The organism is Streptomyces sp. NPDC052910 (assembly GCF_055585605.1).
In genome coordinates, this window is record NZ_JBVJJR010000001.1 from 239,902 (window position 1) to 254,272 (window position 14,371).

Annotated in this window: 9 protein-coding genes; 3 read left to right on the forward strand and 6 right to left on the reverse strand. The window is 72.2% G+C overall.

Annotated features, from left to right (window positions below; translation table 11 throughout):
* The first annotated feature begins 13 nt into the window (after positions 1 to 13).
* The 3 genes from ACZ6X9_RS01085 to ACZ6X9_RS01095 all read left to right on the forward strand — a co-directional run bounded on the left by ACZ6X9_RS01085 (position 14) and on the right by ACZ6X9_RS01095 (position 4,055).
* Entirely contained in the window at positions 14 to 1,573 is a 1,560-nt protein-coding gene (locus ACZ6X9_RS01085; protein ID WP_469775822.1) for an MFS transporter, read from the forward strand.
* Positions 1,574 to 2,259: 686 nt separating this feature from the next.
* Positions 2,260 to 2,985, forward strand: a complete 726-nt coding sequence (locus ACZ6X9_RS01090) for an ArsR/SmtB family transcription factor (RefSeq protein WP_469775823.1) — start codon at positions 2,260 to 2,262, stop codon at positions 2,983 to 2,985.
* Positions 2,986 to 3,074: 89 nt separating this feature from the next.
* Positions 3,075 to 4,055, forward strand: a complete 981-nt coding sequence (locus tag ACZ6X9_RS01095; RefSeq protein WP_469775824.1) for a DMT family transporter — start codon at positions 3,075 to 3,077, stop codon at positions 4,053 to 4,055.
* 84 nt (positions 4,056 to 4,139) lie between these two features.
* On the opposite strand, the gene serA is transcribed toward ACZ6X9_RS01095, so the two are convergent.
* The 6 genes from serA to ACZ6X9_RS01125 all read right to left on the reverse strand — a co-directional run bounded on the left by serA (position 4,140) and on the right by ACZ6X9_RS01125 (position 14,367).
* Entirely contained in the window at positions 4,140 to 5,744 is a 1,605-nt protein-coding gene (gene serA / locus ACZ6X9_RS01100) for a phosphoglycerate dehydrogenase (protein ID WP_469775825.1), read from the reverse strand.
* Between the two features lie 297 nt (positions 5,745 to 6,041).
* Complete coding sequence (gene ilvC, locus ACZ6X9_RS01105; RefSeq protein WP_469775826.1) at positions 6,042 to 7,043, reverse strand: ketol-acid reductoisomerase; 1,002 nt, start codon at positions 7,041 to 7,043, stop codon at positions 6,042 to 6,044.
* Between the two features lie 112 nt (positions 7,044 to 7,155).
* Positions 7,156 to 7,680: an acetolactate synthase small subunit gene (gene ilvN, locus ACZ6X9_RS01110; protein WP_469775827.1), complete on the reverse strand. Its 525-nt coding sequence runs from the start codon at positions 7,678 to 7,680 to the stop codon at positions 7,156 to 7,158.
* Positions 7,681 to 7,703: 23 nt separating this feature from the next.
* Complete coding sequence (locus ACZ6X9_RS01115; protein ID WP_469775828.1) at positions 7,704 to 9,566, reverse strand: acetolactate synthase large subunit; 1,863 nt, start codon at positions 9,564 to 9,566, stop codon at positions 7,704 to 7,706.
* Positions 9,567 to 10,011: 445 nt separating this feature from the next.
* Positions 10,012 to 13,002, reverse strand: a complete 2,991-nt coding sequence (locus tag ACZ6X9_RS01120; protein WP_469775829.1) for a putative bifunctional diguanylate cyclase/phosphodiesterase — start codon at positions 13,000 to 13,002, stop codon at positions 10,012 to 10,014.
* A gap of 375 nt (positions 13,003 to 13,377) precedes the next feature.
* Positions 13,378 to 14,367, reverse strand: coding sequence for a 2-hydroxyacid dehydrogenase (locus ACZ6X9_RS01125; protein ID WP_469775830.1), 990 nt, complete (start codon positions 14,365 to 14,367; stop codon positions 13,378 to 13,380).
* Positions 14,368 to 14,371 lie beyond the last annotated feature (4 nt).

The window sequence follows — 14,371 nt, forward strand, 5'->3', positions numbered from 1 at the left end:
TATAGTCCTGCCCATGATGAACCCCACCCCGCAGGCCGGGCGCCGGGAATGGACCGCTTTCACCGTCCTCCTGCTCCCCCTCCTCCTGGTCTCGATGGACACCTCCGTCCTCTTCTTCGCCGTCCCGGCCATCACCCGGGACCTGGGCGCGAGCAGCACCCAGCAGCTCTGGATCTTCGACAGCTACGCGTTCGCCCTGGCCGGGCTGCTGATGACGATGGGTTCGCTGGGCGACCGGATAGGCCGCCGCAAGCTCCTGCTGCTCGGCGCCGCCGCCTTCGGCGTGGCCTCCGTGGCCGCGGCCTACGCGCAGAGCCCGGAGATGCTGATCGCGGCGCGGTTCGTACTGGGCGTCGGCGGTGCGACGCTGATGCCCAGCACGATGGGGCTGGTGCGCAACATGTTCCGCGACGACACCCAGCGCGCCAAGGCGGTCGGCATCTGGTCCGCGGCCATGGCGGGCGGCATCGCGCTGGGCTCGGTGCTCGGCGGGGTGATGCTCAGGCACTTCTGGTGGGGGTCGGTGTTCCTGCTGAACGTGCCCGCGATGGTGCTGCTGCTCGCCTGCGCGCCGTTCCTGGTCCCGGAGTTCAAGGACCCGCGGCCCGGCCGCTTCGACCTGCTCGGCGTGGTGCTGTCGATGGGTGCCGTGCTGCCGACGATCTACGGCGTCAAGGAGATGGCGGCCGACGGCTTCAGCATGCCGCGGTTGCTCTGCCTGGCCCTCGGCCTGGCACTCGGCCTCGCGTTCGTCCGGCGGCAGCGTGGCGGGCGGTCCGCGATGATCAGCCGGGAGCTGTTCCGCGACCGCGCCTTCGGGGCGGGCATCGGCCTCAACACCCTCGCGATGTTCGCGATGATGGGCTCCTCGTACTTCACCACCCAGTACCTCCAGTCGGTCCTGGGCAAGGGCCCGCTGGAGGCGGCGCTCTGGGGCACCCTCCCGTCCCTCGCCGTCGGCGCGGCCGGCCCGCTCGCCACCGTCGCGGCCCAGCGGGTGGACCGGGCCTACGTGATCGCCACCGGTTTCGTCGTCGCCGCGACCGGCTTCGCTCTCCTCCTCGGCACCGGCACCCGCTCCCTGACCCTCACCCTTGTCTCCTGCGCCGTCATCGCCTGCGGCATCGTCATCGTCGCGGCCCTCGTCTCCGACCTGGCGCTCGGCGCCACGCCCCCGGAGAAGGCCGGTTCGGCCGCCGCCCTGCTGGAGACCGGCCAGGAGTTCGGCGGAGCCCTCGGCATGGCCGCCTTCGGCAGCATCGGCATGGCCGTCTACCGCCGCGACGTCTCCGGCACCCTCTCCCCCACCCTCCCGCACGGCGACCTCACCACGGCCCGCGAGACACTGACCGGCGCGGCAGCGGTCGCGGGGCGACTCCCGGGACGACCGGGCGAGGCGGTGCTCTCCGCGGCACGGGAGGCGTTCGTGCACGGAATGCACGTCGCGGCCCTGGGGGCCGCGCTCGTCCTGCTCGCCGGAGCGGCGGTGACGGTGCGCGTCCTGCGGGGACGCGCGGAGGGCACGGCGCCGGCAGACATGCCTACGGAGACGCCGGTCGTCTCCGGACGGTGAGTCTCGGGAGGTGGGACCGGGATGTCCCGGTCCCGCCTTTCACCGTCACGGGCCGGAGCAAGGCCCACCAGCGCAGCCACGTTTCGGGTACCGACCGCCCGTGGTCCCGCGGCGAACCTCGTCCGGACGGCATCCGGCCCGGACTGAGCCCTTCGACCGGACGCCGTGGTGAAGAGCGCACTCGCGGCGACTACTCGAACCCCTCATGGAGTACGCAATCCGCGTCGAGGCCCGACTCCGTCAGAAAGTCCGTCAGCGTCACGCGCGGATCCTGCGCCCCTATGGCAGTCAGGATGTAACCCGCGGACGGCGCGTTCTCGACTTCCCGAACCAAGGCGGCCAGGATTCCGTTGTCAAGAGCGAAGGCGAACGTGAACCACGGCCCTAGGTCATCCTGGGTGATCTCTTCGGACCCCCACCATGAGATTAGTTGCCGCGTTGTCAGGTCCAGTTGGGCCACATACCTCTGCGGCGTGCCTCGAAACTCGGATGCATCGATCCTTCTCACGCTCACCTGACTTCCGTTACGAAAACCGGATGCGCCGCCCGGTCGCCGCCGCTGTGACGGAACCCTCGCACACCCGGTTCCCCTGACGCTTCCACTGCCCTGCGCGGCCTCCCGACGTGCCCGCCGGAGCACCGTGCCGCTTCGGCGGGCGACGAAACGATGAGGCATGCTGAGGGGCATGTCTCTCACTCCCGACACCGAACCCGGCGAGCCCGCCGCGCGGCTCGCCGCGCTCGCGGCGGCGCTGGCCGACGAGACCCGGGCGGCCATCTGCATGGCGCTCCTGGAGGGCCGCGCCTGGACCGCGGGGGAGCTGGCGCGGATGGCCGACGTCGCGCCGTCCACCGTCAGCGGGCACCTGACGAAGCTGGCCGCCGCGGGGGTCTGCGTGATCGAACGGCGGGGGCGGCGCAGCCTCGTCCGTATCGCCGACGCGGCCACCGCACGGCTGGTGGACGGCCTCGCCGCGCACGCCGTCCCCGGGCGGGACGCCCCGCACGCGGTGCCGGTGGTGTCGGCGCCTGACCCGCTGGTCCGCGCGCGGACCTGCTACGACCACTTCGCGGGACGTCTCGGGCTCGCGGTGACGGACGCCCTCGGGGAACGCGGACTGCTGCGCACGGACGGCGTGTTCGAGCTGACGGAGGAGGGTCATGACTGGTTCGCCCGGGCGGGCATCGACCTCACCCGGCCCGGCCGGCGGCCGGTGGCGAGCTCGTGCCTTGACTGGACCGAACGCCGTCGCCACTTCGGCGGCGTGGCCGCGGCCCGCCTGTGCGCGCGGGCGTTGCGCGCCGGGTGGGTCGTCCGCCCGCCCGAGGGCGGCCGGGCGCTCCTGGTCACGGAGGCGGGCGAGCGGGCGTTCGAGGAGCTGCTGGGGGTCGGGGCAGGCGCCTGGGTGTGAAGACCGCGCGCGCCGAGGGTGGCAGCCGGATCCACAAGGGGCCAACACTTCGGTGGTCGCCGAAATGTTTTCGCTCTAGAGTGACCGGCATGACTTCCCGCCCCACCGCCCTCTCCCCCGCCCGCTCCCCCGCCGCCCTCACGGTCGGCGCGGCGTGCTTCTCCGTGCTGGCCTGGGCGTCCGCCTTCGTCTCCATCCGCAGCGCCGGGACCGCCTTCTCGCCCGGCGCCCTCGCGCTGGGCCGGCTGGCCACCGCCTCCGTGACCCTGGTCCTGCTGCTGGTGGCCCGGCGGGAAGGGCTTCCGCCGCGCGGCGCGTGGCGGGGGATCGTGATATCCGGCGTGGTCTGGTTCGGCGGCTACATGACCGTCCTCAACTGGGGCGAGCGCCTGGTCGACGCGGGCACCGCCGCCCTGCTCGTGAACATCGGCCCGATCCTGATGGCCCTGCTCGCCGCCCGACTGCTGGGCGAGGCGCTGCCGCCCCGACTGGTCGCGGGCATGGCGGTGTCGTTCGCCGGCGCGGTGGTCGTCGGCCTGTCGCAGTCGGCGGGGTCCTCGGGGTCGACGCCGGTCCTGGGTGTGGTGCTGTGTCTGCTGGCCGCCGCGGCGTACGCGACGGGCGTCGTCGCGCAGAAGCCCGCGCTGTCCTACGGCTCTCCCTTGCAGATCACCGTGTTCAGTTGCCTCGTCGGCACGGCGACCTGCCTGCCGTTCGCGGGGCGACTGGCGGCGGAACTGCCCCGGGCGCCGGCTTCCGCCACCCTGAACATGGTGTACCTCGGCGTCGTCCCGACCGCTCTCGCGTTCACCACGTGGAGCTTCGCCCTGGCCCGGACGCCCGTCGGGAAGATGGGCGCGACGACGTATGCCGTACCGGCCGTCGTGGTGGTGCTCGGGTGGGTGTTCCTGGACGAGGTGCCTCTGTGGCTGACGTTGGCGGGTGGGGGGCTGTGCCTGGTGGGCGTGGCGGTGTCCCGATCCCGCCCGCGCCGCGCACCGCGGGCGGAGCACGCGGAGGCCGGCCCCGGCCCTTCCTCCCGAGCGGGCGCCCCCGGACGGGCCGAATAGCGCGCCGGGGCGCACACTCCTGCCCGTCGGGGGCGCAGCCGCCGCGAGCACCGGAGAAAGGGCGGGGCCGGGGCAACCCCGGGCCTAGTCCGCCAGGTTCACCGCGCGGGCCGAAACCGCCCCGATCTCGTCCGCGATCTCGGCGAGCACCGGCAGCGGGATCGACTCGTCGACCGTCAGGGCGACCAGCGCCTCGCCGCCCTCCGTCGCCCGCGACACCTGCATGCCGGCGATGTTGATGCCCGCCTCGCCGAGGATGCGGCCGATGGTGCCGACGACGCCGGGGCGGTCGACGTAGCGGAGGAACGCCATGTGGTCGGCGAGGGCGAGGTCGATGTCCTTCTCGCCCACCGCGACGATCTTCTGGAGGTGTTTGGGGCCGGCGAGGGTGCCGGAGATGGAGACCTCGTCGCCGCCCGACAGGGTGCCGCGGACGGTGACGACGTTGCGGTGCTCCGGGGACTCGGAGGCGGTGGTGAGGCGGACCTCGACGCCGCGCTCCTGGGCGAAGAGGGGGGCGTTCACGTAGGAGACCGTCTCGTCGACGATGTCCTCGAACACGCCCTTGAGCGCCGAGAGTTCGAGCACCTTGACGTCGTGCTGCGTGAGCTCGCCGTAAACCTCCACGTCCAGGCGGACCGCGACCTCGCCGGCCAGCGCCGTGAAGATGCGGCCCAGCTTCTCGGCCAGCGGCAGCGCCGGCTTGACGTCCTCGGCGATGACGCCGCCCTGCACGTTGACCGCGTCCGGCACCAGTTCGCCGGCGAGGGCCAGCCGCACCGACTTGGCGACGGAGATGCCCGCCTTCTCCTGCGCCTCGCCGGTGGAGGCACCGAGGTGCGGAGTGGCCACGACGTTGTCGAACTCGAAGAGGGGCGAGTCGGTGCACGGCTCGCTCGCGTAGACGTCCAGGCCGGCGCCGGCGATCCGGCCCTCCTTCAGGGCCGCGGCGAGGGCGGTCTCGTCGACGATGCCGCCGCGCGCGGCGTTGACGATCCGCACCGACGGCTTGACCTTGCGCAGCGCCTCGTCGCCGATCAGACCGAGCGTCTCGGGGGTCTTCGGCAGGTGGACGGTGATGAAGTCGGCCGTCTCCAGCAGTTCGTCGAGCGTGCAGAGGCGGACGCCCATCTGCGCGGCGCGGGCGGGCTGGACGTACGGGTCGAAGGCGACGATCTTCATGCCGAAGGCGGCCATGCGCTGGGCGACGAGCACGCCGATGCGGCCGAGGCCCACCACGCCGAGCGTCTTCTCGGAGAGCTCCACGCCCGTGTACTTGGACCGCTTCCACTCGCCGTTCTTCAGCGCGGCGTTGGCCTGCGGGATGTTGCGGGCGGTGGCGATGAGGAGGCCGCAGGCGAGTTCGGCGGCGGTGACGATGTTGGAGGTGGGGGCGTTGACGACCATCACGCCGGCCTTGGTGGCGGCGGAGACGTCCACGTTGTCCAGGCCGACGCCGGCGCGGGCGACGACCCGCAGCCGCTTGGCGGTGGCGACCGCCTCGGCGTCGATCTTCGTGGCGGAGCGTACGAGGACGGCGTCGACGTCCACGAGGGAGGCCAGCAGGTCGGCTCGGTCGGCGCCGTCGCAGTGCCGGATCTCGAAGTCCGGGCCGAGCGCGTCGACGGTGGCGGGCGAGAGTTCCTCGGCGATGAGTACGACGGGTTTGCGGGTCGAAGCAGTGCTCACGGGGTCCTCAGTCCTCACTGGTCCATGGGTTTCCCGGACGTGCCGTGGGGGGCACGGGGGAATGACGGCCGTCCCGACGGCCGCAGGCGGTGAAGGGGCGCAGCCGCGTTGGAGACGCACGACGCTGTGAGCCTGACGCGCTTTGTTGCGGTGAAGTGTATCGGCGGACGGGCGGGCGTCCCGCGCCGTTTCGCAAGGATCACCCCGAGGGGACCGGCCACCCTGGACAACCGTGCCGGGAGGGACGGGAAGGGTCCGGTGGGGCCGCCCGGAAGCGGCCCCGCCGGACCCTGGGGATCACGCCTCGTCGTCGACCCAGCTCATCAGCTTGCGCAGCTTCTGACCGGTGGTCGCCAGCAGGTGGTCCTCGTCGGCCTTCTTGTACTCGTTGTACTTCGGCAGGCCCGCCTTGTACTCCTTCATCCAGTTCTCGGCGAAGGTGCCGTCCTGGATCTCGGCGAGGACCTTCTTCATCTCGGCGCGGGTCTGGTCCGTGACGATGCGCGGGCCGGTGACGTAGTCGCCCCACTCGGCGGTCTCGGAGACGGACCAGCGCATCTTCTCCAGGCCGCCCTCGTACATCAGGTCCACGATCAGCTTCAGCTCGTGGAGACACTCGAAGTACGCGATCTCGGGCTGGTAGCCGGCCTCGACGAGGGTCTCGAAGCCCGCCTTGACCAGGGCGGAGGCGCCGCCGCAGAGCACGGCCTGCTCGCCGAAGAGGTCGGTCTCGGTCTCCTCGGTGAAGGTGGTCTTGATGACACCGGCGCGGGTGCCGCCGATGGCCTTGGCGTAGGAGAGGGCGAGCTCGAAGGCCTTGCCGGAGGCGTCCTGCTCGACGGCCGCGATGCACGGGACGCCGCGGCCCTCCTCGTACTGACGGCGCACCAGGTGGCCGGGGCCCTTGGGGGCGACCATGCAGACGTCGACGCCGGCCGGGGGCTTGATGAAGCCGAAGCGGATGTTGAAGCCGTGGCCGAAGAACAGCGCGTCGCCGTCCTTCAGGTGCTCCTTGACCGACTGCTCGTAGACGTCGGCCTGAACCGGGTCCGGGACGAGCATCATGATGACGTCGGCCTCGGCCGCCGCCTCGGCCGGGGTGACCACGCGGAGGCCCTGCTCCTCGGCCTTCTGCCGGGACTTGGAGCCCTCGTGCAGACCCACGCGGACGTCGACGCCCGAGTCACGCAGCGACAGCGCGTGGGCGTGGCCCTGGCTGCCGTAGCCGAGGACCGCGACCTTGCGGCGCTGGATGATGGACAGGTCGGCGTCGTTGTCGTAGAACAGCTCGGCAGCCACGTGTGGTTTCTCCTTGAATGCGAGGTGTTGCGTCCCACCGTATGACGGCGGGGAGGCGGGATGTCGCCGGGTCCCGGTATCCGGGACCGCCGGCGGGAGGGACGAAGAGGTGTCAGGCCGAGCGGTCCAGGGCGCGCAGGCTGCGGTCGGTGATCGAGCGGGCGCCGCGGCCGATGGCGATGGTGCCGGACTGCACCAGCTCCTTGATGCCGAACGGCTCCAGCATCTTGAGCATGGCGTTGAGCTTGTCGCTGCCGCCGGTGGCCTCGATGGTGACGGCCTCCGGGGAGACGTCCACCGTCTTGGCGCGGAACAACTGGACGATCTCGGTGATCTGGGAGCGGGTCTCGTTGTCGGCCCGGACCTTCACCAGGACGAGCTGCCGCTTGACGGCTCCGGTGTCCTCCAGCTCGACGATCTTCAGCACGTTGACGAGCTTGTTGAGCTGCTTGGTGACCTGCTCCAGCGGCAGCGACTCGACGTTGACGACGATGGTGACGCGGGAGATGTCCGGGTGCTCGGTGACGCCGACGGCGAGCGAGTCGATGTTGAAGCCGCGGCGGGAGAACAGGGCGGCGATCCGGGCCAGGATGCCGGGGGTGTTCTCCACCAGGACGGAGAGCGTGTGCTTGGTCATGGTCGGTCTTCTCTCTCCTGGTGTCAGTCGTCGACGACGTCGCCGAAGTCGGGGCGGACCCCGCGGGCGGCGAGGATCCGGTCGTTGGAGGTGCCGGCCTCGACCATCGGCCAGACCATGGCGTCCTGGTGGACGATGAAGTCCACCACCACCGGCCGGTCGTCGATGGCGTTGGCCTGTGCGATCACGGCGTCCAGATCGGCCGGGTCCTCGCAGCGCAGGCCCACGCAGCCCATGGCCTCGGCGAGCTTGACGAAGTCCGGGACGCGGGTGCCGGAGCAGGGCTGCTTGCCGTCGGCCTCGGGGCCGGAGTGCAGCACGGTGTTGGAGTAGCGCTCGTTGTAGAACAGGGCCTGCCACTGGCGGACCATGCCGAGGGAGCCGTTGTTGATGACGGCGACCTTGATCGGGATGTTGTTCAGGGCGCAGGTGACCAGTTCCTGATTGGTCATCTGGAAGCAGCCGTCGCCGTCGATCGCCCACACCGTGCGGTCGGGCATGCCGACCTTGGCGCCCATGGCGGCCGGGACGGCGTAGCCCATGGTGCCCGCGCCGCCGGAGTTGAGCCAGGTGGCGGGCTGTTCGTAGGTGATGAAGTGGGCGGCCCACATCTGGTGCTGGCCGACGCCCGCGGTGTAGACGGTGTTCTCCGGGGCGAGCTGCCCGATCCGCTGGATGACCTGCTGCGGGGAGAGACTGCCGTCCTCGGGCCGGTCGTAGCCCAGCGGGTACGAGGAGCGCCACCGGTCGATCTCGGTCCACCAGGCGGTGTGGTCGCCGGTGTGCCCGGCGGAGTGCTCGGCCTGGACGGCGACGATCAGGTCGGCCAGCACCTCCCGGGCGTCACCGACGATGGGGACGTCCGCGGCGCGGTTCTTGCCGATCTCGGCGGGGTCGATGTCCGCGTGGACGATCTTGGCGTGCGGGGCGAAGGAGTCCAGCCGCCCGGTGACGCGGTCGTCGAAGCGGGCGCCCAGCGCGACGATCAGGTCGGCCTTCTGCAGGGCGGTGACGGCGGCGACCGAGCCGTGCATGCCCGGCATGCCGACGTGCTGCGGGTGGCTGTCGGGGAACGCGCCGAGCGCCATCAGGGTGGTGGTCACGGGGGCGCCGGTCAGCTCGGCGAACACCTTCAGCTCGGCGGTGGCCCGGGCCTTGAGCACGCCGCCGCCGACGTACAGCACCGGCCGCCTGGCCTGCGTGATCAGCTTGGCGGCCTCGCGGATCTGTTTGGCGTGCGGCTTGGTGACGGGCCGGTAGCCGGGCAGGTCGGTGTGGGGCGGCCAGACGAAGGTGGTGCGCGCCTGGAGCGCGTCCTTGGCGATGTCGACCAGGACCGGGCCGGGGCGGCCGGTGGAGGCGACGTGGAACGCCTCGGCGATCGTCCGCGGGATCTCGGCGGGGTCGGTCACCAGCCAGTTGTGCTTGGTGATCGGCATGGTGATGCCGCAGATGTCCGCCTCCTGGAAGGCGTCCGTGCCGATCGACTTGGAGGAGACCTGGCCGGTGATGGCGACCAGCGGGACGGAGTCCATGTGGGCGTCGGCGATGGGGGTGACGAGGTTGGTGGCGCCCGGCCCGGAGGTCGCCATGCAGACACCCACCCGGCCGGTGGCCTGGGCGTACCCGGTGGCGGCGTGGCCGGCGCCCTGCTCGTGGCGGACCAGGATGTGCCGCACCTTCGAGGAGTCCATCATCGGGTCGTAGGCCGGGAGGATCGCGCCGCCGGGGATGCCGAACACGGTGTCGGCGCCCACCTCCTCCAGCGAGCGGATGAGCGACTGCGCGCCCGTGACACCGGGCTCGACGATGGCGGGCTGCTGGTGGGCCGCGCCGCCTCGGGTGCGCGGCTGCGGATGGGGTGCTCCGGTGGCCTGCTCGGACATCGACCTTCTCTTCTCGGAGATTCGTACTGCTGGGACGGACGCTTCGAGGGATGTGCTTCGGCTACGGGGACTGGTTCGGTCGGGGACTGCTTCGGCTGTGGAGGCTGCTTCGCCTGCCGGGTCCGCTTCGGCTGCCGGGACTGCCACGAGCCGCTTCGGACGGACTGCTTGGGACGGACTGCTTCGGACGGACTGCTTCGGACGGACCGCGGCGGGCTGCGGGAGCTGCCGCGGTGGAACCGCGTCGTCGCGGTCCGGTCGGGCGGTGGAGTCTCGGTCGGTATCGATGCAACAAAAAACCCCTCGTGCCGTAAGGCAAGCGAGGGGAGCGCGCCGGTGTGGGTCAGCAGGCGGGGAACCACGACCTGCTTCAGCCGACGCGCTGTCCAAGTACGAGAATTCGGGTGCGCATGGGACCGACCCTCTCCCTGTCACGGGCGAGGTGTCAAGTGGGTGGGACGGGCGTCTCACTATTTGAGCGCAATGGAGCATGGGCCAGGGCCCCCGCACCGCCCGCCCGGAGCGCGGACGGCAACACCACGTTGACGGGCACCGGTCCGCCGAGGAGCAGCCGTTTCCCGCCGCCCGGCAGCCTGTTCGCCGACGACGGCAGCGGCCCGCCCGGGGTGGGGCCGCTCTCGCCGGCCGGCGGTTCGAGGGGAACCGGGTAGCAGCCGCGGCCGAGCGCCTGCCGCAGCCGGTGCTCGTCGAGCGGCCCGGAGAACGCCAGGCCCTGGGCGTGGGTGCAGCCCATGGCACGGAGTACGCGGGCCTGTTCGGGGTCGTCCACGCCTTCGGCCACGGACTGCGTCCCGAGATCACCGGCGATCTTCAGCAGCCCCGCCGTGATCTTGCGCAGCCGGACGGAGTCGGTGACGCCGTCGACGAGGTCCCGGTCGAGCCGGAGGACGTCGACGGGCAGCCGCCGCAGGGCGCTCATGGCCGCGTGGCCGCTGCCGAAGCCGTCGAGGGCGATGCGCACCCCGAACCGGCGCAGCGAGACCAGCCGCCGCTCCAGCTCGTCCAGCGGGACGCGGGAGTCGACGCCGGTGAGCTCCAGGACCAGCCCGCCGACGGGCGTGCCGTGCCGCAGCAGCAGGGACTCGACGTGCTTGGCGGGCAGCGCCCGGTCGACCAGCCGGGCGGCGGACAGCCGGACGTAGACCGGCACGGCGTGGCCCGCGACCCGTCGGCGCTCGGCCTGTTCGAGGGCCTTCTCCAGCGTCCAGCGGCCGAGTTCGACGGTGCGGCCGTTCTCGTCCCCGCGGTCCGGGTCGGCGGCGGGCAGGAACTCCTCCGGCGGGAACAGGATGCCCTGCGGGGAGCGCCAGCGGGCCTGGGCGGCGACGGCGGTGACCCGTCCGGTGGCCAGCTCCACCACCGGCTGGTGGAGCAGCGCGAACTCCCCGTCGTTCAGGGCGGTGCGCCACCGGGTGGTGAGCTCGGCGCGGCGGACGACCTCGGCCTGCAGGTGGGGCGCGTACAACTCGACGCGCCCCTTGCCGGCCTGCTTCGCCCGGTACATGGCCAGGTCGGCGTTGCGCATCAGGGTGCCGGGGGTGATGCCCGGCTCGGCGAAGGCGACGCCGATGCTGGCGGCCACCCGGACCTCGGTGCCGCCCTCCACCACGTAGGGCTGGGAGAGGGTGAGCCGCAGCCGGTCGGCGATCTCCATGATGCGGTACTCGCGGGCCGACGGATCGCGGGTGCCGTCGCCGATGATCAGCGCGGCGAACTCGTCGCCGCCGAACCGGGCGGTGCTGTCCCCGGCGCGCACGGACTCCTGGAGCCGGCGGGCGGCCTGCACCAGCAGCTCGTCCCCGGCCTGGTGGCCGACGGTGTCGTTGACGGCCTTGAAGCCGTCGAGGTCGATGAAGAGCACGGCCGTGCCCGGATCGGTCACTCTGCGGCCGGCCAGGGCCTGCTGGACGCGCTTGGTGAACAGCGAGCGGTTGGGCAGGTCGGTGAGCGGGTCGTGCTCGGCGGTGTGCTGCAACTGCGCTTGGAGGCGCACCCGTTCCGTGACGTCACGGCTGTTGAAGATGAGGCCGCCGTGGTGCCGCTTGACGGTGGACTCGACGTTCAGCCATTCGCCGTCGCCGGAGCGGAAGCGGCACTCGATCCGGGTGGTGGGCTCGTCGGCGGGCGCCGCGGCCAGGAAGCGGCGCACCTCGTGGACGACCCGCCCCAGGTCCTCGGGATGGATGAGGGAGGCCAGCTCCGAGCCGACCAGCTCCTCCGCGTCCCGCCCGTAGACGCCGGCGGCGGCGGGGCTGACGTACCGCAGTATGCCGGTCGGCGCGGCGATCATGATGACGTCGCTGGAGCCCTGCACCAGGGAGCGGAAGTGGTTCTCCGCCTGCGCCAGTTCCTGGGTGAGGGAGATGTTGTCGAGCAGCATGATGCCCTGCCGGACGACCAGCGCGAGGACGACCGTGCAGCCGGTGAAGAGGACGACCCGGTCGACGTGGTGGCCGTCGAGGACGTTGTAGAGGATGCCCAGGGTGCAGACGGCCGCCGCGAGGTACGGCGTGAGGGCGGCGAGGGAGCCCGCGATGGGCCGGCCGGAGGCCTGGACCTGACGGCCGGAGGTGGCGGCGGCACCGGACGCGCTCCCCTGCTCCCGCGTCACCCACGGGGCGTAGGCCATCAGCATGTAGCCCGCGAACCAGCCGGCGTCGAGGATCTGTCCGGAGCGGTAGTTCTCGCGCAGCAGCGGCGAGGTGAACAGGGCGTCGCACAGCACCGTCAGGGCGAGCGCGGCGATCGCCGTGTTGACGGCGGACCGGTTGGCGGAGGAACGCCGGAAGTGCAGCGCCAGCACCATGGACACCAGCACGATGTCCAGCAGCGGGTACGCCAGGGACAGCGCGACGTGCGCCACCGTCTCGTCGGCGAAGTGCGCCGTGTGGGCGAGGGCCAGGCTCCAGGACAGCGTCAGCAGCGAGCCGCCGATCAGCCAGGAGTCGAGCGCCAGGCAGAGCCAGCCGGCCCGGGTGACCGGGCGGCGGGCCAGCACCAGCAGACCGATGATGGCGGGCGGCGCGAACAGGAGGAACGCGAAGTCCGCGGGCGAGGTGGTCGGGACGCGCTCCTCCAGCACGACCTCGTACCAGCCCCAGACCGCGTTCCCGAAGCCCGCCATGCCCGAGGAGACCGCGAAGAGCAGCCACGCGGGCCGGAAGCCGGTGGTACGAGTGCGCGCGTACCAGAAGCAGGAGACGGCGGCGAGGACCGCCGCCCCGCTGAGCCCGAAGTCGCCCATGGTCTTGGCGAGATGGGGCGAGCCCCAGCCGAACGCCGCGCCCGTGGCGTAGCCGCCGCAGACGAGGGCGAGCAAGAGCTGTGACACCACGCCCGAGGCCCCGGCGGGCCGGCCGCCCGGCCCCCCGGCCGGGACCGCCTGCCGGGGCAGGGCGGCTCCCTGCGCGGTCACCGCTCCGCCGTCCCGAGCGGGGCCCGGAACGCCTCCGACCCCGCCGTCCGCCGGGACCGCCGGAACGGGCCGGCCGTGCGGTGGGCCGGGCGGACCGGATGCCGCCGGACCTGCCGCGGGTGAGCGGGCCGCCACCGTGCCGACGACGTGGGCCGCTGGTGCGTGAGCCGCGTCGGGTTGATCGTCCATTGGCCGTGCATCGCCCGTCGCCCCCCTTGAGTGCGGTACTTCGCTGCGCCCGTACGGTGCCCGGCGCAGCCCCCGGTCCGGACGATACACCAGACTGGTCACTCACGGACATAGCTCATATACATAGCGTAACTAGCTACGGGATTATGGATACTCAGTGCAGCCGGACGGTGTCTGTACGTGGCTTCAGACGGCCGTGGCTACGACGTTTCGCAGAGGCTCGTCCAGGACGAATCCGGCCAGTTGGCCGCGGAGCAGCGCCTCGGCGCGGGGCCTGAAGGCCGAGGACGGGCCGCCGACGTGCGGGGTGATCAGCGTGTGGGGGGCGGTCCAGAGCGGGTGCCCCGGGGGCAGCGGCTCGGGGTCGGTGACGTCCAGCGCGGCGCGCAGCCGCCCGCTCTCCAACTCGGCGAGCAGTGCCCCGGTGTGCACGACGGCCCCGCGCGCCACGTTGACGAGCAGCGCCCCGTCCTTCATCCGGGCCAGCAGGCCGGCGTCGAACAGGCCCCGGGTCTCGTCGGTGAGCGGGGTCGCCACGATCACCACGTCGGCGTCCGGCAGGAGGTCCGGCAGGGCGGTGACCGGGTGCACGGGACCGCGCTCCGTGGGACGCGGGGAGCGCGCGACGCGCGCCACCCGCGCGCACTCGAAGGGAGCAAGCCGGTCCTCGATGGCACGTCCGATCGAGCCGTACCCCACGATGAGGACCGACGTGTCGGCGAGCGCCGGACGGAAGCCCTGCCGCCACTCCCCCACGTCCTGCGCCCGGACGAAACCCGGGATGTCCCTGAGGGAGGACAGGATCAGAGTGAGGGCCAGCTCGGCGGTGCTCGCGTCGTGCAGGCCGCGGGCGTTGCACAGCACGGCCCCCGGCGGGAGCAGCGGCAGGGCGGGGCGGAGGTGGTCGGTCCCGGCCGTGAGCGCCTGGACGACCCGGACGGCGCGCATCAGGGGAAGCGGACGCAGGCACACCTCGGCGGGGGCCAGCGCGCCGTCGATCTCGTAGGGGATCCCGTAGAAGGCGACCCGCGCCGGGTCGGTCGGATAGTCGTCGCCACCGTTCCAGTAGGCGTACTCCAGCCCCTCGGGCAGCCCGTCGATCTCCTCGGGGCGGAACGGCAGCCAGGCCAGGGGCCGGGCGTCGGACGGGTGCTCACCGCTGTGATCTGCGCTCATGCCG

Excerpts from the sequence above, each read along its gene's own strand:
- ilvN (WP_469775827.1), bottom strand. The coding sequence starts at position 7,680 with ATGACCAAGCACACGCTCTCCGTCCTGGTGGAGAACACCCCCGGCATC.
- ACZ6X9_RS01090 (WP_469775823.1), top strand. The coding sequence starts at position 2,260 with ATGTCTCTCACTCCCGACACCGAACCCGGCGAGCCCGCCGCGCGGCTC.
- ACZ6X9_RS01085 (WP_469775822.1), top strand. The coding sequence starts at position 14 with ATGATGAACCCCACCCCGCAGGCCGGGCGCCGGGAATGGACCGCTTTC.
- ACZ6X9_RS01095 (WP_469775824.1), top strand. The coding sequence starts at position 3,075 with ATGACTTCCCGCCCCACCGCCCTCTCCCCCGCCCGCTCCCCCGCCGCC.
- ACZ6X9_RS01125 (WP_469775830.1), bottom strand. The coding sequence starts at position 14,367 with ATGAGCGCAGATCACAGCGGTGAGCACCCGTCCGACGCCCGGCCCCTG.
- ACZ6X9_RS01115 (WP_469775828.1), bottom strand. The coding sequence starts at position 9,566 with ATGTCCGAGCAGGCCACCGGAGCACCCCATCCGCAGCCGCGCACCCGA.